The organism is Stutzerimonas stutzeri, from assembly GCF_038561965.1.
Classification (GTDB): Bacteria; Pseudomonadota; Gammaproteobacteria; order Pseudomonadales; family Pseudomonadaceae; genus Stutzerimonas; species Stutzerimonas stutzeri_AA.
Genome location: NZ_CP139348.1, coordinates 2,619,008 through 2,642,106, shown reverse-complemented (window position 1 = coordinate 2,642,106; position 23,099 = coordinate 2,619,008). Strand labels below are relative to the sequence as shown.

Annotated in this window: 13 protein-coding genes, 3 tRNA genes and 1 pseudogene; 9 read left to right on the top strand and 8 right to left on the bottom strand. The window is 60.1% G+C overall.

Annotated features, from left to right (window positions below; genetic code table 11):
* Nucleotides 1-84 precede the first annotated feature (84 nt).
* Together SM130_RS11890 and cysS are read left to right on the top strand one after the other, a co-directional pair.
* A complete protein-coding gene (locus SM130_RS11890) occupies nucleotides 85-1,752 on the top strand; it encodes a glutamine--tRNA ligase/YqeY domain fusion protein (protein WP_102826132.1) in 1,668 nt (555 codons plus the stop codon).
* Nucleotides 1,752-3,137, top strand: coding sequence for a cysteine--tRNA ligase (cysS, locus tag SM130_RS11885; RefSeq protein ID WP_102825838.1), 1,386 nt, complete (start codon nucleotides 1,752-1,754; stop codon nucleotides 3,135-3,137). The genes SM130_RS11890 and cysS overlap by 1 nt, the downstream gene beginning before the upstream one ends.
* Nucleotides 3,138-3,186: 49 nt before the next feature.
* Here the strand turns inward: cysS and folD are convergent, their stop codons facing one another.
* Nucleotides 3,187-4,041, bottom strand: a complete 855-nt coding sequence (gene folD, locus SM130_RS11880; RefSeq protein WP_102825839.1) for a bifunctional methylenetetrahydrofolate dehydrogenase/methenyltetrahydrofolate cyclohydrolase FolD — start codon at nucleotides 4,039-4,041, stop codon at nucleotides 3,187-3,189.
* A 275-nt stretch (nucleotides 4,042-4,316) separates the two neighbouring features.
* Between folD and SM130_RS11875 the strand changes: the two genes are divergently transcribed.
* From SM130_RS11875 to SM130_RS11865, 3 genes are all read left to right on the top strand, one after another.
* Nucleotides 4,317-4,393 (top strand) — tRNA-Arg (locus SM130_RS11875).
* Nucleotides 4,394-4,425: 32 nt separating this feature from the next.
* A tRNA-His gene (locus tag SM130_RS11870) sits at nucleotides 4,426-4,501 on the top strand.
* Between the two features lie 52 nt (nucleotides 4,502-4,553).
* Nucleotides 4,554-4,638, top strand: a tRNA-Leu gene (locus SM130_RS11865).
* A gap of 360 nt (nucleotides 4,639-4,998) precedes the next feature.
* Here the strand turns inward: SM130_RS11865 and SM130_RS11860 are convergent.
* Together SM130_RS11860 and SM130_RS11855 are read right to left on the bottom strand one after the other, a co-directional pair.
* The gene (locus tag SM130_RS11860) at nucleotides 4,999-6,423 is read right to left on the bottom strand and encodes a hypothetical protein (protein ID WP_102825840.1); all 1,425 of its coding nucleotides are present in this window, start codon (nucleotides 6,421-6,423) and stop codon (nucleotides 4,999-5,001) included.
* Nucleotides 6,424-6,768: 345 nt separating this feature from the next.
* Nucleotides 6,769-7,974 carry an MFS transporter gene (locus SM130_RS11855; protein ID WP_102825841.1) on the bottom strand — a complete coding sequence of 402 codons (1,206 nt, stop codon included), beginning with the start codon at nucleotides 7,972-7,974 and terminating at the stop codon, nucleotides 6,769-6,771.
* A gap of 365 nt (nucleotides 7,975-8,339) precedes the next feature.
* Between SM130_RS11855 and SM130_RS11850 the strand changes: the two genes are divergently transcribed.
* Nucleotides 8,340-9,200 carry a helix-turn-helix transcriptional regulator gene (locus SM130_RS11850; RefSeq protein ID WP_102825842.1) on the top strand — a complete coding sequence of 287 codons (861 nt, stop codon included), beginning with the start codon at nucleotides 8,340-8,342 and terminating at the stop codon, nucleotides 9,198-9,200.
* 166 nt (nucleotides 9,201-9,366) lie between these two features.
* On the opposite strand, the pseudogene SM130_RS11845 reads toward SM130_RS11850, so the two are convergent.
* Together SM130_RS11845 and SM130_RS11840 are read right to left on the bottom strand one after the other, a co-directional pair.
* A pseudogene (locus SM130_RS11845) lies at nucleotides 9,367-11,363 on the bottom strand (methyl-accepting chemotaxis protein).
* Between the two features lie 209 nt (nucleotides 11,364-11,572).
* Complete coding sequence (locus SM130_RS11840) at nucleotides 11,573-13,858, bottom strand: MHYT domain-containing protein (RefSeq protein ID WP_102825843.1); 2,286 nt, start codon at nucleotides 13,856-13,858, stop codon at nucleotides 11,573-11,575.
* A gap of 245 nt (nucleotides 13,859-14,103) precedes the next feature.
* Between SM130_RS11840 and SM130_RS11835 the strand changes: the two genes are divergently transcribed.
* The 3 genes from SM130_RS11835 (at nucleotide 14,104) to SM130_RS11825 (ending at nucleotide 18,177) form a co-directional block, all read left to right on the top strand.
* Nucleotides 14,104-14,799 carry a response regulator transcription factor gene (locus SM130_RS11835; RefSeq protein ID WP_102825844.1) on the top strand — a complete coding sequence of 232 codons (696 nt, stop codon included), beginning with the start codon at nucleotides 14,104-14,106 and terminating at the stop codon, nucleotides 14,797-14,799.
* On the top strand, nucleotides 14,796-16,136 hold the full coding sequence (locus tag SM130_RS11830; protein WP_102825845.1) for a sensor histidine kinase: 1,341 nt from the start codon (nucleotides 14,796-14,798) through the stop codon (nucleotides 16,134-16,136). The genes SM130_RS11835 and SM130_RS11830 overlap by 4 nt, the downstream gene beginning before the upstream one ends.
* Nucleotides 16,137-16,221: 85 nt before the next feature.
* Nucleotides 16,222-18,177: a TonB-dependent receptor domain-containing protein gene (locus SM130_RS11825; RefSeq protein ID WP_102825846.1), complete on the top strand. Its 1,956-nt coding sequence runs from the start codon at nucleotides 16,222-16,224 to the stop codon at nucleotides 18,175-18,177.
* A gap of 216 nt (nucleotides 18,178-18,393) precedes the next feature.
* On the opposite strand, the gene SM130_RS11820 is transcribed toward SM130_RS11825, so the two are convergent.
* From SM130_RS11820 to cobN, 3 genes are read right to left on the bottom strand one after another with little or no spacing between them, the layout of a single operon-like run.
* On the bottom strand, nucleotides 18,394-18,717 hold the full coding sequence (locus tag SM130_RS11820) for a DUF2149 domain-containing protein (RefSeq protein ID WP_102825847.1): 324 nt from the start codon (nucleotides 18,715-18,717) through the stop codon (nucleotides 18,394-18,396).
* On the bottom strand, nucleotides 18,717-19,193 hold the full coding sequence (locus SM130_RS11815) for a MotA/TolQ/ExbB proton channel family protein (RefSeq protein ID WP_102825848.1): 477 nt from the start codon (nucleotides 19,191-19,193) through the stop codon (nucleotides 18,717-18,719). The genes SM130_RS11820 and SM130_RS11815 overlap by 1 nt, the downstream gene beginning before the upstream one ends.
* Entirely contained in the window at nucleotides 19,190-23,098 is a 3,909-nt protein-coding gene (cobN, locus tag SM130_RS11810; RefSeq protein ID WP_102825849.1) for a cobaltochelatase subunit CobN, read from the bottom strand. The genes SM130_RS11815 and cobN overlap by 4 nt, the downstream gene beginning before the upstream one ends.
* Between the last annotated feature and the right edge of the window lies 1 nt (nucleotide 23,099).

Below are 23,099 nucleotides of genomic sequence, written 5' to 3'. Positions count from 1 at the left end.
CAGGGGGTTGACGGGTCCGCTATGATAAGCGCTTTGATTTGGCCGGCCTACCCTGAGCCGCACTCGCTGATCGTTAAGGACATCATGAGCAAGCCCGAGACTCCCGCCGCAAGCAATTTTCTCCGTCCGATCGTCCAGGCCGACCTGGATGCCGGCAAGCACGCCAAGATCGTTACTCGCTTCCCGCCGGAGCCCAATGGCTACTTGCATATCGGGCATGCGAAGTCGATCTGCCTGAACTTCGGTCTGGCGAAGGAGTTCGGTGGTGAGTGCAACCTGCGCTTCGATGACACCAACCCGGCCAAGGAAGATCAGGAATACATCGACGCCATCAAGAGCGATGTCGAGTGGCTGGGGTTCCAGTGGGCCGGTGAGGAGCGCTATGCCTCCAACTACTTCGATCAATTGCACGAGTGGGCGGTCCACCTGATCAAGGCTGGCAAGGCCTATGTCTGCGACCTGACACCCGAGCAGGCTCGCGAATACCGTGGCAGCCTGACCGAGCCAGGCATGAACAGTCCGTTTCGCGAGCGCTCGGTAGCGGAAAATCTCGATCTGTTCGCGCGGATGAAGGCCGGCGAGTTCCCCGATGGTGCCCGTGCGCTGCGGGCGAAGATCGACATGGCTTCGCCCAACATGAACCTGCGCGACCCGATCCTCTACCGGATCCGCCATGCTCACCATCACCAGACCGGTGACAAGTGGTGCATCTACCCCAGCTACGATTTCACCCATGGCCAGTCGGATGCCATCGAAGGCATCACTCATTCGATCTGCACACTGGAGTTCGAGGATCATCGTCCGCTGTACGAATGGTTTCTGGCCAATCTGCCGGTGCCGGCTCAGCCGCGCCAGTATGAATTCGCCCGTCTCAACCTGAACTACACCATCACCAGCAAGCGCAAGCTCAAGCAGCTGGTTGACGAAAAGCACGTGAGTGGGTGGGACGACCCGCGCATGTCGACGCTTTCTGGCTTTCGTCGTCGCGGCTACACCCCGGCGTCGATCCGCAACTTCTGCGACATGATCGGCGTGAATCGCGCCGGCGGCGTTGTCGACATCGGCATGCTGGAGTTCGCCATCCGTGAGGACCTCGACGCCAATGCAGCGCGTGCGATGTGTGTGCTGAAACCGCTCAAGGTGGTGATCACCAATTACCCCGAAGGCCAGGTTGAGAATCTCGAACTGCCACGCCACCCCAAACAGGATATGGGCGTCCGCGCGCTGCCGTTCAGTCGTGAGATCTATATCGATGTCGGCGACTTCGAGGAAGTCCCGCCGGCCGGCTTCAAACGCCTGATTCCAGGCGGCGAAGTACGTTTGCGTGGCAGCTACGTGATCCGTGCGGATGAGGCGATCAAGGGCGACGCGGGCAATATCGTTGAACTGCGCTGTTCCTATGACGAAAACACCCTGGGCAAGAATCCGGAAGGGCGCAAGGTCAAGGGCGTGATCCATTGGGTGCCGGCTGCCGAGAGCGTCGAGTGCGAAGTGCGTCTGTACGACCGGCTGTTCCGCTCGGCCAATCCAGAGAAAGACGAGCAGGGCGGCAGCTTCCTCGACAACATCAACCCGGATTCGCTGGTGGTGCTCAAGGGTTGTCGCGCCGAGCCATCGCTCGCCAATGCCGAATCGGAACAGCGCTTCCAGTTCGAGCGCGAAGGTTATTTCTGCGCCGACATGAAGGACAGCAAGCCGGGCGCTCCCGTGTTCAACCGCACCGTCACGCTGCGTGACTCCTGGGGCCAATGATGGCGCTGTCGATCTACAACACCCTCAGCAAGACCAAGGAAGCCTTCCAGCCACTGGAAGGCAACAAGGTGCGCATGTACGTCTGCGGCATGACGGTCTACGACTTCTGCCACATTGGCCATGCTCGGGTGATGGTCGCTTTCGATGTGGCCACTCGCTGGCTGCGCCACCGCGGTTATGACGTGACCTACGTGCGCAATATCACCGACATCGACGACAAGATCATCCGCCGCGCCAGCGAAAACGGCGAGCCGTTCCAGGCTCTGGTCGAGCGCATGATCACCGCCATGCATGAGGACGAAACACGCCTTAACGTGTTGCGTCCTGACATCGAGCCGCGTGCCACGGACCACATCGCCGGCATGCACTCGATGATCCAGACGCTGATCGACAAGGGCTTCGCCTATGCTCCGGGCAACGGCGACGTCTACTACCGGGTCGGCAAATTCGTCGGTTACGGCAAGCTGTCGCGGCGCAAGATCGAGGATCTGAAGATCGGTGCGCGCATCGAGGTCGACGAAGCCAAGCAGGATCCGCTGGATTTCGTGCTGTGGAAGGGCGCCAAGCCCGGCGAGCCTAGCTGGGATTCGCCTTGGGGTGCCGGCCGTCCGGGCTGGCACATCGAGTGCTCGGTGATGTCCACCTGCTGCCTGGGCGAGACCTTCGACATTCATGGCGGCGGGCCGGATCTGGTGTTCCCGCACCACGAGAATGAGATCGCGCAGAGCGAGGCGGCTACCGGCAAGCAGTACGCCAATGCCTGGATGCACGCCGGCGCAGTGCGAGTCGATGGCGAGAAGATGTCCAAGAGCCTGGGTAACTTCTTCACCATCCGTGAGGTGCTGGAGAAGTACCAGCCCGAGGTGGTGCGCTACTTGTTGGTCTCCAGCCACTACCGCAGCCCGATCAACTACTCCGAAGACAGTCTGCGCGAGGCAAAGGGCGCCCTGGAGCGCTTCTACAATGGCCTCAAAGGGCTGCCAGCCGCGGCACCTGCTGGTGGCGATGAGTTCGCCGCGCGCTTCGGTGCGGCTATGGATGATGACTTCAACTCGCCGGAAGCCTGCGCGGTGCTGTTCGAGATGATTCGCGAGGTTAACCGCCTGCGCGAGTCGGATCTCAATGCCGCCGCAGCGTTGGCAGCGCGCCTCAAACAGTTGGCTGGCGTTCTGGGTGTGCTCCAGCTTGATCCCGACGCCTTCCTACAGGCCGGTGCGGCCGGGAAGGTCGATGCTGCCGAGGTCGAAGCATTGATCGCTGCACGCCTCACTGCGCGGGCGGAGAAGAACTGGGCCGAATCCGACCGCATCCGCGACCAGCTCACCGCAATGGGTGTGGTGCTTGAGGATGGCAAAGGTGGGACGACCTGGCGTCTGGCTGAGTAAGGTAAAAAAACGGCACCGAAAGGTGCCGTTTTTGTTTCGGTCCTAGCAGTTACCCGTGCAGGTGCTCGGCTGCATGCAGCGTGTTTTCCAAGAGGCAGGCGCGCGTCATCGGGCCTACGCCACCGGGGACTGGGGTGATCCAGGCAGCCCGTTCACTGGCAGGTCCGAAGTCCACATCACCCAGCAGACGGCCGTCCGCCTGGCGATTGATACCGACATCAATAACGATTGCGCCAGGCTTGATCCAGTCACCCTTGACCAGGCCGGTAATGCCCGTCGCTACCACCACTAGGTCGGCACGACGAACGTGCTCTTCAAGGTTGCGGGTGAAGCGGTGGGTCACGGTGGTGGTGCAGCCAGCCAACAGCAACTCCAGAGCCATCGGACGGCCGACGATGTTGGATGCGCCCACCACAACTGCGTCCAGGCCGTGTAGATCGACACCGGTGCTCCCCAGCAGCGTAATGATCCCTTTCGGCGTGCAGGGACGCAGCAGCGGCATGCGTTGAGCGAGGCGGCCGACATTATATGGATGGAAGCCGTCCACATCCTTGTCCGGGCGGATGCGCTCGAGCAGCAGGGACGCATCGAGGTGCTTGGGAAGTGGCAACTGCACCAGGATGCCGTCGATGGACGTGTCGTCGTTGAGCTGATCGATCAGCGCCAGCAGGTCTTCCTGGCGGGTATCGCTCGGTAGGTCATGGGCAACGGAATTAAAACCTACTTCCTCACAATCCTTGCGCTTGTGCGCCACGTAAACCTGGGAGGCTGGGTCGCTGCCCACCAGAATCACGGCGAGGCCGGGCGCCCGCAGTCCTTGTGCGCGCCGTTCGGCAACACGACCGGAGACCTGTTGGCGAATGTTGGCAGCAATCGTTTTACCGTCGATCAGTTTTGCGGTCATGACGCTTGGTTAACCATTGAAGAGGACTTGGAAAGGGTGCGTATTCTCGCATGCCATGGCGATGCGGCAAAGGCGAAGCAGCTACCGGCACCTGTAACTCCTTTATCTAACTCAAATTTTTTTGAGTTTGCTGTTGACGACTGTTTGGAGCCTCTATAACATTCGCCCCGCTTGTCGAGCACAGCCTGCTGCTGGGTGAGGCGGCTTTCGAAGAGGGTAGCTTCTTCAAGGGCCGTAGCTTTTAAAGTCTGCGCTCCGAACAGAATGCAGATAAAGCGCCCGTAGCTCAGTTGGATAGAGCATCCGCCTTCTAAGCGGATGGTCGCAGGTTCGAGTCCTGCCGGGTGCGCCATTTCGGGCTCTGGCACAAGCAAATGCAATATGGTGGGCGTAGCTCAGTTGGTAGAGCACAGGATTGTGGCTCCTGGTGTCGAGGGTTCGATCCCCTTCGTCCACCCCATATTTCCGAAAACGCCAGGCGCTGCCTGGCGTTTTCGTTTAAGCCCTGCTGTGCGGACGTGGTGGAATTGGTAGACACACCAGATTTAGGTTCTGGCGCCGTAAGGTGTGAGAGTTCGAGTCTCTCCGTCCGCACCATTACATGATTTTCGAAGGTTTTCTTATGAAGCATCGAAATCCCTGAAAGCCCCGTAACAGGGGCTTTTTTGTGTCTTGCTATTTTCAATGCGGTATACGAACGCGCGCACCTGATCTGCAGCAGGCTCTGTTCATCGCAGGTCTTGATTATTCGCTGAACCGCAAAGATCCCAGGGTCACAAGGCGGTCGATGGCAGGCGCTTCAACTTCTGAGTCGGCCGGGGCACTGTGACAATCGTCCTTTATGGCTTGGATTCCACGGCGCAGCTGCTCTGGATTGCGCGCTTCATCAACCGAGGTCGCCAGTGATGCACCGACCGCGCGGCGCTTGCCTGTGGTCGCGGGCGATAGGGCGAGGTTTTATTCTCGCCGCCATGGACGACTCAGGCGATGCCACACGGAATGTCTTGATTCCGGTTGCTCAGGCCAATGCGCCTTCTTGTTTTCGCATTGCACGATGCCGTTGGTGCCGAGCCTCAGACGCCAGCGTTGGGCTGTAGGAAAGTGCTCGCCGGGCATGGTGTGTAACAGCAACAGGTTGTAGTCGTGCTGCTTTTCGATCGCGTGGGCCTGGACCGAGCCAGAGGCGTTATCGTCCTGAGAGTCGCCCTCCACCCGGACGAACAGCTTGTTGTGGCTGGCCTGGATCATTGCGCATAGCTGTTCGCAGTCCAGCGTAAGCCGCTCCCGAATTTCGTCATGTTCCAACGCACCCTTGTCCAAATTGAGCAGCGCGCGGTAGCAGATGACCTGCCGCTCCTCATTGGTAGCCCATTTGCCGGAGTGCTCTCGTATCAGCTGCGGCAGATCGGGTAGTTTGCGGTAGTCGAGCCAGACCCACTGCTGAGCAAGCAGCTTGCGGGTAAAAGGCATGAGCAGGCGAACCTTCCAGCGCGGCTTGCCCTTGCGCAGTCTGCGTGTAAGGGCGGTGATCATGTCGTCACGCAGCAAGTCACGGACGGCGTAAACCAGAGCGATCACCAGCAGTAAAGCGAGGGAGAGCTTTTCGCTAGCGTCCCGCGCGTTGAACAGGAAGTAGGTGAATAGCGACATGATCAGCATCGTCGAGGCTGCTTTGACCAGCTTGTGGGTGCCGGCCCCCAGTTCCGTGACCTTCGAACGCAACAGCACCGGGTACTCCAGCAACCGGTGATACAGCGCCATGCGGTTCCATATGCGGGTCGGAGTGCCATGGAAATCGCTCAGGTACTCGTGCTCCTTGCGATATTTGTGTTCCTGACGCAGGAATTCCGTCACCGCTTGCTTGAGCTCATCATCGAGAGTGACAAAGCCCTCGAGGGCCATACCTTGCAGCAGGAACTGCTCGGCGTGCCAGGAGAAATAGATGTCCATCTGGCGGAAGTAGCGCTGCTGATTGCTCTGCTTCGGCGTGGATTTGCGCAGGCGCTGCGCAAAGTTCTGGCTGAGCCGCAGGGCGCGCGCGATTGGCTCTGCAACAGCCCCGGACGCAAGCATTTGCTGGCGCAACCGTTCCATTGAGGCCTGATACTGGAAAAACCAGGAACCGTACATGATTTCGTAATGCGGTGAGAGCAGTACGAAGGATTGGTCGGCCTTGCTGATGCGGTCCTTCGACGGCATTCCTTGCAGCCCGAAGCTATGCGTCAGAGTGGTAAAGAAGAAGTGCTCTTCCGATAGGGTCCAGGCCGACAGATTGCTCTCATGCGGGGTAAACAGGTACAGCTCGATCTTGTGCCGTCCAGGCTGCTTCAGCGTGCGGGTCAGCTGCAGGCGGAAATCGCCCTTGCGCTTGAGTGAGAACACGGGACCCTCCGATGACAGTTGGACGCGTCAGGATACCAAGCTTTGCCAGCGGAGGGCTCCAAGCCGGCCCGGGCTTTAGCTTGAGGCGCAAGCGCTATGCTCGCTTTAACGAACAAGCCACTTGCATTAGGGCCTAGCCAAACCTGTCGGATGATTGTGTGCGAAGTGCGAAGTGCGAAGTGCGAAGTGCGAAGTGCGGAGCCGTTGCTGATCGCCTTTGGCAAGTTTGCTAAACGGCTCCGGCCCACTGACGTTTCATATAGCGTTTGGTCGGAACGCCGGTGTGCCGCCGCCGATAATTTACGATGGGGCACCCAATATGAAGGGCGGGAGGCTCGACTCTGATCAGCGACAGGGCCTGGCGTGGGTAGCGCCCGCACAACCGGTCTGCCGCCGCAGATTGGCGATCTGAAGCAGCGCACCAGCCAGCGCAACCGTGCCGGCAATGACGGAAAGCGTCCAGGTTGGCATCTGCAGAAGCAGGACAAAGCCTCCAGCTGCTGCGCCGATGGCACTACCCAGGTACAGCGCTGACTCGTTCAAGGCAATCGCAAGGTTGCCGTCGCCCTGTACCTGACGAGCCAGGATGAGTTCATTGTTCTGGGGCACCTGCAATGCCCATCCAGCGGCTCCCCATATCGCGATGGGTAGCGCTGCGAACCACACATTGAGCGAAGCAGAAATGGGCAATAGGAAAAGCGAAGCACTCAGGATCAGCATGATCGTAAGGACTATCACCGGTCCTCGTATGCGATCAACCACCGGCCCGATCAGAAGGCTGCCCATCACACCACCGATGCCCCAGATCCAGAGATACGGCTTTATCGAGCGAACGGAACCGTGATCGGTGTCGGCGAGCAGCGGCGCAATGAAGGTGTACATCCCGAGGCTGGCAATCGCCGCGAGCAACGATACGAGCAAGATGGTTAGCACGTGGCCGTCAGAGAGAATGGCGAGCTTTTCGCGAAGCGAACTGGTCGCCGCGCAGGGCAGCGTGGGGAGCAAGACTGATAGCCCCACAAAGGCGAGCAGGCCCAACAGTGCGACCAGCCACAATGCGGCCTGCCAGCCCATCTGTTCCGCGATGACAAGGCTCAGCGGGACACCTAAAACCACGCCACTGGCCATCCCGCCCATAATGATGGCAATAGACTTGCCCCGCCGCTCTGCAGTCGATAACGCTGCAGATGCTCCGATCCCCATGGCCAGGTAGACGCCTGCGCCAGCCCCGGCGACCGCGCGCCAGATCATCAAGGTATTGAAATCATGCGCTAGAGCACTTGCTGCATTAGCAATCACGAATAGACCCAGCGCAGCCAGGAGCCCAGTGCGTTGCCGATCAGGTGGCGTTAGTGCGACTAACAGCGGCGAGCCGAGACCGTAGGCCAGGGTGAAGGCCGTTACCAGCTGTGCTGCGATCGCAACGGAGACTGAGAACGAAGCCTCGATCATGGGAATCAGCCCGGCCGTGACGTAGGAGGCCATCCCAAGTGCAAATGCGCCGATAGCTATGAGATAGACCGGATGAGAGTTGGAGGAGGGCGAGCTCATAGGGCGACACCCCAGCGCAACGAGGAGGTGCGCGATCCCGTCCAGGCCCCATCCTGTCGGGGCAGGGGTGGCAACTCGAGTCTTGACCTGTGCCAGATGCCGACTCTGCCAGTTTGTGTTCCATCCATGTGCGCATGCTGGGATGACCGGACCGCCGGCTTGAAGCGGTTAGTCTGGCAGCCTGATTTCTGCCATGTCAGCAGCTCGTAAATTGATGCGTGGACCATCGATGTTCTCCTGATGAGCAAAGCCCGCATCAGCTTGGCCCTCGTTCTAGCGTGGCTTCGGCGGGCGAGAGGCTATTCTTAGTACCGGCCTCATACAGTTACAATTTGAGCGTTTATGCTGTTACTAGGAGTGATTGGATGAGTGCGCCCCGTAGCCATGAACGAAACAGGGCAGAACTTGCGGTGTTTTTGCGTAGCCGCCGCGAACGCATCGCGCCAGAGGACGTCGGGCTCCCATCGGGTGGACGGCGCCGCACACCTGGTTTGCGGCGCGAGGAAGTTGCAGCGCTGGCAGGAGTCGGACTGTCTTGGTACACGTGGCTCGAGCAGGGGCGAGATATCGGGGTTTCAGCGGCGTTTCTCGAAAATCTATCCAGAACGCTAAAGCTCGATGCAACCGAACGTCGTCACCTGTTCCTGTTAGCCCACCAGCGACTGCCTCCGGAGCCAGGAAGAACTTGGTGCGTGGTGCCGCCTTTGGTCCACCGCCTGATGGACGATCTGCATTTGCGCCCAGCCTATGTGTTGAACCTGAGATGGGACGTGCTGGCCTGGAACGCGGCCGCCGATAAGGTGTTCGGTTTTTCGAGTTTCCCGATAGAACGACGCAACCTGCTCTGGCTGTTGTTCACTGAGTCTTCGTTCCGGACGTTGCTCGATCCATGGGGCGATCAGGCGTCACAAATCCTGTCGAGCTTTCGGCGTGACTTCGTCAGGGCGCCGCTGGATCCGGAAATCGGAACATTGGTCAAGGACTTGGCAAAGCTCGATCCAGATTTCAAAACGTGGTGGAAACAGCAGGATATCCATGGGCCTTGCCAGGGTGTGCGGTACTTGCAGATCAAGGAAGTCGGCGCTGTAGTGTTCGATCACACTTCGCTGATCATTGATGTCGACCGTGATTTGCGTCTGGTCTGCTATGCCGCGAAGGAAGGCCAGGTACAAAGCACGCGGTTCGAACACTGGCTGACAGCCAAGTCCGAGCGCTCCGATACCTAACGGCCCAAACGATCAGTCGGAATGACCGGACTGGTTCCAGGCGCGCCGTCCTGCGCATCACGGTTGGGGAAGGTGGCCCCGTACCATGACCCGCGTTCCGGTCATGGCTGCTGTGATGTTCGGGAGCGCGAGGTCTAGCCCAGTCGACATCGAGCTGATGTCAGTGTCAGCGAACCTTGAATCGGCTTACCACGGCCGTAAGTCGCCCGTTCGTGTTGAGCAGCGACTCCGTGCTTCGGTCCACGCTCACTCCGCTTTCCACCAATTCGTCGACAACATGCCGCACGGCAACCATGTTTCGGTTGATCTCCTCGGCCACTGCGCTTTGCTCTTCCGCGGCAGTGGCGATCTGCGTACTCAGGTCGTTGATATGAACTACCGAGGTGGCCATCTCGTCCAGCCCGACAGTGACCTGGGCGGTTTTGTCTGCGGTTGTCTGGCAGCTGACTTTGGTTTGCTCCATGGCCTGAACCGCCAGCCCCACACCCTGCTGCAGCCGCTGGAGTGTCTCGTTGATTTCCGAGGTGCTCTGCTGGGTACGTGCTGCCAAGGCTCTGACCTCGTCGGCGACAACCGCGAAACCTCGTCCTTGCTCGCCTGCGCGCGCCGCTTCGATCGCCGCGTTCAGCGCTAGCAGGTTGGTCTGGCCGGCGATATCACCTATTACGCCTAGTACGTCATTGATGCGTTGAGCGTCGGCCTCCATGGCCTGCACCTTGGCGGTGGCACTTTCAACTTCGCCTACTAGTGCCCGAACACTGTTGGAGGCGTCGTCAACCACTCGCTTCGAGGATGCGGCGTTGTGATTGGCCGTTTGGGTGAATGTGGCCGTTTCGCTGGCGCTCTGTGCCACGGACTCGGCGGTCGAGCTCATTTCGTTGATTGCCGTGACCGCCTGATCGGTCTCTGACGCATGTCGGGCGAGGGCTTCATTGGTTGTGCGCGATAGCTGCTTGAGTTGGCCAATTTCGCTATGGATCTGGGTAGTGGCGTCGCTTACATCGATCATCATCTTTTGCAGATAGACGATGAACCCGTTTACCGAACGCGCAACCTGATCGACTTCGTCCTCGCCTTTGATATCGATTCGCTTGGTCAGGTCGGCATCGCCTGCGGACAACGCATCGATATTGGAGCGCAGCACACCGAGTCGCTTCATCAACTGGTTGAGGGCAAAGATCATCAGCGCGAGCAGAATCATTACCATGGGGATCTGTAGCGAAGCGAGGGTCTTGAGCATGGCATCGCTTCGTGCTTCAAGCTGCGCTGTGGGTAGTGCCGCGGCTAATAGCCATGGTGTGCCCGCAATAGGTGTCAAAAAGAAACTGAAGTCTTCACCGGACTTGCTGATGTAGTCCAGGCGTTGCAGCTGTTGCGGCTTACCCAGCAGTACCTGTTGGACCGACGCAATAAAGGGTGAATGGCTCGATAGCTCCGACACGTTTCTCAGCACCATGTTTCCGCTCACCTGCGGTTGGTTGCTGAGTATCTTGCCGTCGGCTTCGACGATCATCACCTCGCCATTGATCTCGTCCTGCTTTTCGGCAACCAGTCGATTGAAAAAGCCTAGTGTCAGATCGATTGTCGAGACCCCCCAAGCCGAACCGTCCTTGTAAATGGTCATGGCGCAGTTGGTGCGTGGCTCTGCACTCGCATCGTCTTTGTAAGCGGCAGCCCATACGCATTTTCCTCGCGGGGCTTGCATGCCGTCTCTATGCCAAGGTTGTTCGAAGTAATTCAGGGATTCGGCAGAATTCCAGTGTGTATTAACCACCAGTTTCCCCGACTGGTCCCGATGGTAGAACGTACTGTGCTTTGCGCGTCCCGGCGTCCGTGCACCTGACATCGGCCAGATTCCGCCGCCGAACACTTTCACGTCACCGTATTGATCGACCAAGCCTGGAAGAACTCGGTCAATCTCATCGCTTTCCAGCATGGGAACAGCTGGGTGATGCTACGGGCTTGGGCTTCAACCCGCGCCAGCTCCATTGCGATCTGTTCACCAATTTCACTGACCTGAGACAGCACGATCGATTCGCCTGCTGCCATAAGCTGCGGAGCGACGAGACGTTTGATGCCAAGCATCGTGAGCAGCATGACCAGCAATACGAAGCCTATGAAGGTGATTGTGTAACGTGACTTTATGGTTTTGAGCGCGAACATATCTTGAGCCTTAAGACAGCCGCCCGCTTAAGCGGGCGTGGCGATGAATGCGCTATCGGCTGTCACGTGCGTGGCTTGAGGCTCAACTGACTACTGACCGATGGCGCGGTCGCCGCATTTCCGCTCAGCCGCGCTTGAAATGCCCTTCGCCGTATATCTGATACTGCGCAATTGTTGCCCATCGACGCCGCACTCCACACCGCAAGACGTTAATGCGATGGATAAAGCTCCACCACCACGCCCGTATTGGGCCGATCCATGGCCTGGTTCATGGCGTGAACTAATGAGGTTTGCGTAAAGGGCTTGGCCAGTGTGTGGAGCCGGCGGTTACCTTCGGCGAGGTCTGCATAGCCGCTTACCAGAAGAACCGGCAGCCCTGGACGCTCCGTCTGGATCGTTTCAGCCAGCTGGGCGCCAGTCATCCCCGGCATCATGTGGTCAGTCACCAGAATGTCGAAATTGCCCTGTCGACGCAGGAGGCTGAGCGCCGCCTCGCCGTTGTCTACCGCCGTGACGCGATAGCCGAGATCCTCCAGTAGCGCTGAAGTGTTGGCCAGAACGAGCGGATCGTCATCCACCACGAGCACTGCCAGCGAAACCCTCGACATTGCGTGGGGCATCAGCGTGTCGGGGATCTCAACCACTGGGTCGTCATGCTTGGTTTGCTGCGCCGCAGCTTGCGGCAGCCATAGCTCGACGGTGGTTCCGTTGCCTGGACTGCTCTGGATTTCCAAGCGCCCACCCGACTGCTCGGCCAGGCCGTGGGCCATGGAAAGGCCCAGTCCGGTTCCTTTGCCCGGGCCCTTGGTGGTAAAGAACGGTTCCGTGGCACGCGACAGGATTTCCGCTGGCATGCCGCAGCCGTTGTCGCGCACGGTAAGTACGACATAGTCGCGCTGGGTATGGCCGTCGTGCGCGGCAGACTGTCGGCTCTGACCTTCGATGCAGATGGTGCCGCCATTGGGCATCGCATCACGTGCGTTGACCACGAGATTGATCAACACCATTTCCAGTTGGTTGGCGTCGACGAAGGCGGGCGGCAGGTTCAGAGGGAAACGCATGCCTACCGTGATATTCGCCTCCACCGAACGCTGCAGCAATTCGCGCACGCCCATTACCAGGTCAGGAAGGAGGACCGAACTGGGGCGCAATTCCTGCTTTCGGGCGAAGGTAAGCAACCGCTGAACCAGGCCTGCGCCTCGTTGGGTGGCCTGCAGGGCGTTCGCTATCAGGCTATCGACACGCGTCTCACCGCTCGGAACCCGTTTGCGCAGCAGCTCCAGGTTGCCGCCCACCACAGCCAGCAGGTTGTTGAAATCATGTGCGATGCCCCCGGTCAGCTTGCCTATGGCCTCCATCTTCTGCGCCTGGCGCAGCGCAGCCTCCGCCCGACGGCGCTCGGTAACGTTCACCAGGCCGCCGAGAATGAGCGAGCCTCCGGAGGTCATTTCGATGCGGGTCGAGGCGAGTACATCCACGAAAACACCGGCCCTGGCGACGAGCCGGTACTCGGCATTCAGGCATTCGCCCGTTTCGAGCAGCGTTGACCAATCCTGCTCGATCATCTGCCGGGCCGATGCTTCAGTCATGAAGCTGATTAGCTGCCGTCCAATCACATCCTCCCGGCGATACCCGACAAGAGCCAGCCAGGCGTCGCTCACCGACTCCAGGCGGCCGTCGTGGTCCAGGGAATGCAAGGGCAAGGGTGTCTTGCTATAGAGCTCCCTGAAACGCTCCTCGCTCAGGCGCAGTGCCGATGCCTCACGTTCGCTGAGGATCGCGCGACGCCTGTCGTGCATCGAGGCGGCCAGGCCAAAGAACAGAACAACGAAGGTCGAGCCCGAGACGGCCGAAGCGAGGGTCACAAGATCCAGACCGCCACCGGTCGTCACTGGCATCTCAAGGTCCAAGGGCGTGAAGTGTGCGCCGATCATCGCGGCGTAATGCATGCCAGCAATGGCGAAGCCCATCGCCACTGCCGATACGCCCTGCAACAGCGGTCGGGTGCCCTTGGCAGACAACCACAGGGCAACCGTGGAGGCACCGATCGCGATAGCAAAGGAAATGGCGACCCAGGTCCAGTCATAGCTCAACTCGGCGTGAAGGGTCATGGCGGCCATACCCATGTAGTGCATCGCGCCAATACCGAGGCCCATGAACAGGCCGCCTACGCCCAGGGTTGCGCCGTTCGAACCCTTGGCGCCGACAGCAAAGAAGCTGATGGCCGTTACCACCATCGGCAGGACAAAGGACCAGACCGTCAAGCCGACGTCGTACTGAATCTCCATCCCAGGCATCCCGAAGGCGAGCATGCCGATGAAGTGCATCGACCATATGCTGCCGCCCATGCAAGCGGCTGCGGCGGCTAGCCACGCATGCCGTGCCCAGCTATGGGCGACCCGGTTGCGGCTGGCGAGGTCGAGGGCGGTGAAAGATCCAGCGATGGCGATCAGGATGGAAAGGCTGACCAGTGCGATGTTGTAGGTGGTATGCATAGGCGTCCGCTGGCAAAACGTCGACGTTGTTGAGTCTCGCAGAAGGCGCCGATTGATTTCCAGATATCGACCAGCGGCACAGTACGGGAAGCGGCTGTGGCTGTGGCTGAGCGTGGTTCTTTACATAAGTGAGTTCTGGCTATCGGCGGCCTGCATCCCTTTCCACTGGCCGCTCCTGTTCGCTTAAACTGGATGAGAATTATTATCTACAAGTGACGGGTGCATCTACCTGACAAGGAGTGGCGATGGGCGGGTACCTGGCGGATGTGCTGGTCATCGAGGACGATCAGGTCCTGAACGCCCAGCTGGCTGAGCTACTGAGACTGCAAGGATATGCAGTGCGATCCAGCCTGTTGGGTGAAAGCGGACTGGCAATGGCATTAGCCAGCGCGCCGGATCTGGTGCTGCTGGATGTCATGTTGCCAGACATGAATGGACTTTCAGTGTTGCGTCGGCTGCGTGAACAGCAGCAAACGCCAGTGATCATGCTGACAGCGTGCGGCGCGGAGGAAGAGCGTATTCGCGGATTGCGACATGGCGCGGACGACTATCTGGCCAAGCCTTTCAACCTGACCGAGCTGCAGCTGCGCATCGATGCAATCTTGCGGCGTACTCGCAGCGCAGACCATCGTATGGCGCCGCCGTCGTCCTTGCAGGTTGATTCGCTGATTCTTGATCGTCACAGCTTACGGGCCCAAGTTGGCGAGCATGATCTGGCGTTGACGCCGCTGCAGTTCCGGCTGCTCTGGCAATTTGTGCTCCAGCGCGGAGAAGTTCTCAGTAAACCTTACCTCTATCGAGTGGTTCTGGAGCGTGAGTACAGCGGCTACGACCGCAGCCTCGACATGCATGTCAGTCGCATTCGGCGCCGGTTGGGCGAGGCCGGGCTTGCTGCCGATCGTTTACAGACGCTTCACGGCCGCGGTTACAGCTTCCAATGAACCGGCGCTTATTCTGGAAGCTGTGCGTAGGGGTTGCGCTGGGCAGCGTAGCGCTGTTTTGGGTCATCGCGCGGCTCAGCGGTCAGGCCGAAGAGCAGATGAGTTTCATTGACGCCGAGCATCAGCACACGCTGCGCCAGTACGCGCAACAAGCCGAGGCGCTCTACCGGGAGGGGGATGCTAAGGCGCTGCAGGATTGGCTGCGTTCCGTGCAACTGCAGGAGCAAACCTGGGCAGCGATCGTCGAGCCGCACCTGCAGGCGCTGGCTGGCAGTGAGTTGTCCGAGCGGTTTCTCAGCGAATTCAGTCTGGGTCGAGACCCGTCGTGGAAGATCCACCTTTATTTCCAGGACAACCCGATCATGGACGTACCGTTCGCCGATGGGCAGCGGCGATTTCTGATCCAGTTGCCGCAACGCATGCGCCCCGGACATTACTGGTATCCCGCACGCCTGCTCCTGGAGCTGGTGTTGCCGCTGGTGTTGCTGGTGATCGGCTGCCTGTTGCTCTATCGCCATCTGATGCAGCCGCTGAACCGCCTGGAACAAGCAACCCGTCGATTCAGCGAAGGAGACTATGAAGCGCGGGCCGGTGCGCTGTTGGGCTCGCGTCGCGATGAACTGGCGGGGTTGGCCGAAACCTTCGATGCGATGGCTGAGCGAATTGGAGGGTTGATCATCGATCAGCGTCAGCGCCTCGCCGAGATGTCTCACGAGTTGCGTACGCCACTGGCTCGTATCGAAATGGCGGTGGGGCTTGCCGAGCAGGGCGCGGACTCCGCTACCCTGTTGCCGCGTATACGCCAGGACTGCGCTGCGATGCGATGTCTGGTCGAGGATTCGCTAACGCTGAGCTGGCTCGAAACGGAGCGCCCCAGGTTGCGTGACGAGACGCTGGATCTGATCGATCTGCTGGATAGCATTCTTGATGATGCCCGTTTCGAATTCCCGGATCGCCATATCGACACGCAGCTTCCTACGGAGGCCGAGCTGGTTGGCAGCTGCCACCGTGCGCTTGGTCAGGCGATCGAGAATATAGTGCGCAACGCCCTCGACCACACGCCGCCTGGAGGACGAGTACGCATTCATCTGCAAACCGCCCCCCAGGCCTATTGCCTTGAGATCATCGACCAGGGCCCTGGGGTGCCGGAGCAGTGGCTCGAGCGTATCTTCCTGCCGTTCGAGCGGCTGAGTGAAGATAGAGTCGGTTATGGCTTGGGGCTGGCGCTGGCGCAGCGTCAAGTGCGTGCGATCGGCGGGAGACTGGCGGCGCGCAATGACGAGCAAGGTGGCTTGTGTATGGGGATCTGGCTGCCTCACGAAGGGAGCACTGCGTAACAGTTGTAAAAGTGATTCTGCTGCAGCAACCCTCCGGCGAGAATGATGAATACGAAACGTTCGCATTCTTGCCTCGAGGTCTTTCATGCAACATTGTCCATGTCCGCGCGCGCTACTCGGGTCACTGTCGTTCGCCGCGCTTCTGACTACCGTGCCTTGCCAGGCTCAACCATCCGAACCTTTGGAGTTGAGCGGCACCGAGGTAACGGCGCGCCACGTGCAAGACGACAGCGTCGAATCCGAGCAGCTTCAGCATTACCAGGCGGCCGACCTGCAGGACGTGTTCGAGTCCAGTCCGGAGGTCTCCGTTGGCGGCGGCCCCGGTGTGGCTCAAAAGCTCTATCTGCGTGGCTTCGAGGATACCTTGCTCAACATCACCATCGACGGTGCCAGCCAGCCTGGGCAGACCTTCCACCATACAGGCCGTATTGGCATCGAGCCGGAACTGCTCAAGCGTGCCGAAGTGCGGGCCGGTACGGGCGATGCGACGTCGGGCCCCGGGGCTTTGGGTGGCTCGATTCGCTTCGTCACCAAGGACCCGGACGACCTATTACGTGAGGGCGAGCGGGCTGGTGCGCTGGTAAAAGGTGGCTATTTCAGCAACGCAGAGGGCTACAAGACCAGTACGAGCTTGTTTGGTCGGCTCAACGACGACTGGTCGGCATTGGCGGTGGCCACCTACCAGGATCAAAACGACTATGAGGATGGCAAGGGGCGCGATGTTCTCGGCACCGGAGCGCGGCAGCAACTGGGTTTCGCCAAACTGGTCGGGCGCCTGAGCGATGAGCAGACGCTGCGGTTGTCCTACGAAAAACGCACCGACGAAGGCGAACGCAGCCAGCGGCCGCAGTGGATCCCGAGTGGGTTCAATCCGTTATTTCCGCTGGAAACGGAGCGCGAAACCTGGACCTTGAACTACGGCTGGAATCCGCTGAGCGACGAGCTACTCGACCTTGAGGTTACGACCTATCACACCTCCACCGAGTTGCAGCAGGACGGACGCTGGGGACTGTACATCGGTGACACAACAAGCGCCGGAGTGGACGTACGCAATACGAGTGAGTTTGGTGCTCATCGCCTGACTTATGGTGTCGATTATCGCGATGACAAAACCAGCCTTGGCCCTGCTGGCGACCGCAAACTGGATGAGGAGGAGGGCAGCGTACTCGGCTTCTACCTCCAGAATAGTTATCAGGTCACGGACAAACTGCTGCTCGGCATGGGTGTTCGCTATGATCGCTACCGTCTCGATGATCGTGACGGGCAGGATTTCTCGGACGCCGGCTTCAGTCCGAACGTGAATCTTCGTTATCAACTGACGCCACAACTTGCGCTGCTTGCCGGTCATGCCCAGGCGCTGCGTGGCGTGCAGGTACGCGACGCATTCAAGCTCGATGCCGCGGGTAACGACCCTGACCTCGATGCAGAAAAAGCACGCACCAATGAGGTGGGGATCGAGTTCCGCGAGGGCGGTCTGGAGCTGTCGGGCAAGCTCTACGACACCCGTATCCGCGACGTGATCTATGACCCCAGCGGGCGACCCAATCTCTACGTGAACGGCGGCACGCTCAGAAGCCAGGGCGTCTTGTTGCAAAGCGCATATCACTGGCAGCAACTGAGCATTGGACTGAGCTACCACCATAACGACATCGAGCTCGATGGCGATGATCTGAACGTATACGAGCACAACGGCTTGGGCACGACGCTTGGCGATACGTGGATAGGCTTTGCCGACTACCGTGCCAATGATGCGCTGAGTTTCGGCTGGCAGGGCCGCTTCGTCACCGCTGTGGATTCGCTACGCACTGGCGTCGGCAAGCTAGACAAACCCGGCTACGGCGTACACGACCTCTACGCCCAGTGGTCAGCGCTACCCAATGATCGGCTGGTGTTGAACCTGACATTGAAGAATATTTTCGACAAGCAGTATCTGGACCACGCCAGCAACGAGGATTTCGAGCACATCCCGGATTACGAAGGTGTGCGCGGCAGTTACGAGCCCGGCCGCGAGCTGCGTCTTGGCGTGGCACTGCGGATCTGAATGCACACATGAGCTGCTGCTGATGGAGTGACGAGGATGGTGTGTTCTGGCGACACGCGGGGGCAACAGGCCGGCCACCCCGCGGGTTGCAGTTGAATTGCCGTCGCAGGAACCGGCAGATCCAATTGGCACACCAGCTCTGCTCGGTTGAGTCCGTTGGATTGGTGGGCCCCCAGCGTTAGCTGGCAGCGAGGCGATTAGCTCGTCAGAGATGCATCAGGGCGTGCGGTTCGCTGCCTCGGGTACGTAGATCATTCTTCCGTCGTTCAGGCGGTAGGTGATGCCGGCTTTCGCTCCCTGGCCTTCGCCGATTTCCCCGCTGGATTCATATTGAGTCAGTTCCTGGCCTTCCTTGATCAGCATGCGCATGTTTGTTTCGCCGGGGTTCTCGATGACCACGACCTTGTCCTGGCTGAACGGATTGAGCGGGTTTTGCACTATGACGATAAGCAGGATGCCGATCACTACCAGGAACAGATCGATCAGGTTGACCACGGAAAGTAGCGGATCATCGTCGTCGTCATGGTCGAGAAAGCGCATCAATGCAGCTCCACGGCACGTTCGATGGCGCGCAACTCCTGCAGTAGCCAGCGCCGCCGCACGGTAAGCACGTAGAAGGCGATGCTGGAGGCGACGAGCGCAAGAATCACGGCCGAAAAGGCGACCACCAGGTTCTCGCCGATGCCTTTGGCGTCGCTCTCGGTGAGGGCGAGCAGGGCAGGTCCCATAGGGATCATGGTGGCGACAAGGCCGAGCATTGGCGCGCTGCGCGAGGTCACGCGCAACCATTCGAGGCGCTGCATGATCCACAGCTCCAGATCATCACTGGTGCCGCCATGGATCGCCTGATGAGCAGCAAGTACCGAGCGGTAGCGGCCGCTGCGGCGTTGCCAAGCCTCCATGGCAAAGCTGCCCAGTGCAAGAAAGGCGTAAACCAGCGCAGCGAGGATTAGCAGCAAAACGGGCACCAGAAAGATGCGGGTGAGTTCGTAGAGACTGGTTTCAAGTGCGTTCATTGGATGGGGTTCTTTCGGTCAGGAGTGGTAGCGATACGGCGGTTGGCGAGTGCCTGACGCACTGCGCCAAGCAGCAGGCAAATGAGTAAGGCAGCAATGCCGAGGGCGAGTCGCAATGGGCTGGGGGCTTCGCTCGGTTGCTCGGCGACCTCCTGCATCACCTGCCCACGTACGGTCTCGCCTGGCATGGTGGCGTCAGAGGTCGGTGCGTCCGGCGAAGGCTGTGGCGCGTTGAGCGCGAGTCCGTACCCAATGGCCATCTGTTCAATGAATTCACGGGTCGCCGGCTCGCCTGCGTCAGCGCCGTGGTCGCGGGTCAAGGCCTGCCAACGCTCGGTCAGCTCGCGGCGGGTCTCCTCGGGTGCGTTCCAGTAGCCTTTGCGGATGGCCTCGACCATGCGCTCGATAAGCTGCGCCTGGGCGGTGGGGTTGTTGTCTTGGAACCATTGGCTCAGACCGAGCTCACGCTGGTCCTTGACGAAGGTGTCATGCAAGGCCTGCCATTGATCGGCGCGAACCATGCTTCTGTCAGCTGCTTGCCAGCCCCACAAATTGTTGGCGACGTTGAGTATCTCTAATGTTCCGGCGTAGCCCTCCTGTTGCATGGCAGTGATCCATTGCGGGTTCAGGTAGCGGCTGCGCAGCTCGCGGGCGAGATAGCTCGCCGCGCCGGTCGTCCGCGGTTCGCTTTTGCGCAGATCAGAGATATAGAGCGACGGGCTAGTACCGTCGAGATGACGCACCGCCAGAGAGAGCCCGCCGAGAAACTCGAATGGATGATCCGTAGACAGCACACCATTCAGCTCGCTGGACCGGGCCATGACAGCCGCCTGAACACCTTTGAGCTGTTCGGCGAACAGGTTCTGACCATCGACCTTTTCCCCCCAGCTTTTGGTGCCGTACCCGTATTGCAGCCGCGAAAGGAATTGCTCGGCGAGCTGCGCCTCATCTTCGCAGCGAGTCGAATCAAGGGTGAGTTGAGATACACCGGTGCCATAATCGCCAGGTTCATTGCCAAACAGCCGCAGCTGCGCCAGTTGCTCTGCGCGATTGGCTTCTACACCCTGATCGCGTAATCGCTGGGCCAGGGCGCTGCTATTGCTGGCCAGTACATTGCCCGGTTCGTCGAGCGCCGCTAGTTGTTCAACCACATCGGCGAGCAGGCGCATGAAACCGTCGAACTGGTCGCGATAAACGCTGGTGACCTGCACAACGACATCGATTCGCGGCCGGTCAAGTTCGGCTAGGGGGATGATTTCCAGCGAACGCACCCGTCCGCCGACGTCCCACACCGGCCGTACGCCCAGGGCGTGCAGGACCTGACTTTCGAGAACGCCGAGATGGCGCATGGCTTCCGATGACCACAGACTGAACGCAAGCTTTTGCGGCGTGTTGCCTCCATGTTCGTCACGGTAGCTCGCGAGCAATTGTTCCAACGCCTTTCCGCCGGCCTCGTATGCAGCACGGGTTGGTAGCTTTTCCGCCTCGAATGCATACAGGTTGCGCCCGCTGGGGACGTCCGGGTTGCGCACCGGATCGCCGCCCGGTCCCGGGGCTACGAAGCCGCCAGCCAGGCCGGCGAGCAACGCTTCGATTTCTCCGGTGTCGGCCAAGTTTGCGTCCAGTTCCATCGCGCGCTCGATCTGCTCGCGCAGGTGCGGATCATCGATCGAACCAGGTTGTTCGCCATCCCGCAGAAAGCGTTGCAAGGTGCGGTAGGGAAGGCTTGCCTGCAGCCCGGTGAAGTCCTCGGCCAATGGTTCCTCCGCGGGCAGCTTCAGTGCCTGTAGGAAAGCTGGGCCCAACTGCTGTAGCACGGTGGCCAAGCGGTGCCCCGGCGAGGCTGCTTCGCCAAACGTGTGCAGGCCCAGCGGCACGTTTGCCTCGGCAATTTCGTGCAAATGATCGTGCAGCACCTGCAGAAACCCGTCAGGGTCGGCGAGCATCCGCTCTTCGCTCCAGCCAAGGTCTTCGAGCATCCGACTCTGCAGTGCAAACTGCCGGATACGCTCGGCCGTGGTTTCACGTACCGCCCCCTGGTCGAGCTGCTGATATTCGTGAATCAATACGTGCAAATCCCGCAGTTCATCGTAGAGCCCGGCAGGAGCAAAAGGCGGCGTTTGGTGGCTGATGATCACGGCACGGCCGCGGCGACGTGCCTGAATGGCTTCCCCGATGTTGTCCTGAATATAGGGGTAGAACACTGGCAGGTCGCCTAGCGCCAGGAAGGGATAATCGCCTGCGGCAAGCCCTCTATCCTTACCGGGCAACCACTCCTGGGTGCCATGGGTGCCGAAGTGGATCAGCGCATCGGCTTTGAATGCCTCACGCAGCGCCTGATAGGCCGCCAGATAGAGATGGTCCGGCGGAATCTTGCCGTCGTGATAGGCCTCACCCGGGCGACCAGCTCGCGGCGGTTGCGGCAGCAGCATTAGTTTGCCGAGGCGCACGGCGGGAATCACGAAGTGCGGCGTCCCGTCGATATTGCGTAAGGCCCAATGTGCGGCGGGATCGCCCCAACGCTCGGTCAGCGCCTGGCGGTTACGTTCGGGCAGGGTTGCCAGCCAGCGTTGGTAATCCTCAAGGGGCAACGTCAAGGCGAGGTGGTCAGCGAGTAGATCATCCAGCGTTTCGGGCCGGTAGTAACCGCCGAGCAGGCGCTGCGCCGTTTCGATCAGCTCGTTTTCATCGCGCGGCAGTACGTCGTGACCGGATTGCTGCAAGGCAATGGAGAGCCGCGCAAGGCTGCGTGGCACGTTCAGGTTCGAGGCCGAAATGTTCTTTTCGCCGTCCGGATGGTTCCAGAACATGAGGGCCAGGCGCTTTTCGAACGGAGCCAGCCGGCGAAGGCGAGATAGGCTGTCGATCTTGCCGAGCAGGGCGTCGACCTGTTCCGGGATCGGCGTAGGCTCGCCATCTTCGATTGCGGCGATCACCAGCGGATCGGTCATGCCCCAGCTTTCCGGCACCGTCAGCATCGTCGCGGCGGTACGGGGCATAACGCCGCTATTGGACGCGCGCCAATGTGCCCGGTCTCCCTCGCGCCAGGTGAGTGTCGATAACACCGGGATTCCCAGTGCCAGGAACTCCGCCTGTCGGGCGGCACCGTTCTGCATATGCTGCAGGTTGACCAGCACCTCGCTGTCGACGGGTTCGAGGATTTTGCCCAGCGCGTGCGGATCCTTGTCGTCCGCCCAGAATGCCAGCGGTGCCTGGCCGCGTGCCTCGCTTCTGCGGATGAGTTCGTCGATCAGCCGGAGCTGACCGTCGACGAGTGCACCACGATGGATCGCAAACGCTACGCGAGGTGCCTCCGGCGGCCAGCGCTCGGCGCCCCAGCTCAGATAGTCAGCCGGCGTCGCGAAGGGGGCAGGCGCGTCAGGATGATGGAAGCCTGTGCTGGCGAGCTCGGTCGGAGCTGAAATGGATTCAGCTTCGGCGCCGTCGTGCCAGGCACGGAAGTAGACGAACAGATTTCGCAGGTTTTGCTCGCCGCCATTTGCGTAGTAGCCGATCAGCCGTCTGGCTACAGCGGCAGGCAAGTTGCCCGACGCCGGCGCGCCGCCACCGATGCGTATCCAGGGTGTGTTAGTGGTGTTGAGTCGGTCGCCGAGCGCCTGCTGTACGGTGGCTAGATCGGCGGGCCGTGGTGTATCCATGATTAGCAGGTTGGCGCGTGCGGCAAGTTGGTCACCGAGAGCGGCCGAGGGCACGCGCGTGCTGCTCAGCGTAACGCCCGATTCCTCTGCCCAACCGGCGAGCCGGTCGAGCTTGCCCTGCAGCACAAAATCGGTGGTCACGACTTTTACCTGAGGTGCCCTCTGTTGCGCTGGCTCGGCAAAGGCTGGCTCGGCCAAGGAGGCCAGCGCCAGGATGACCAGGCTGGTTTGGATTAGACAGCGCATG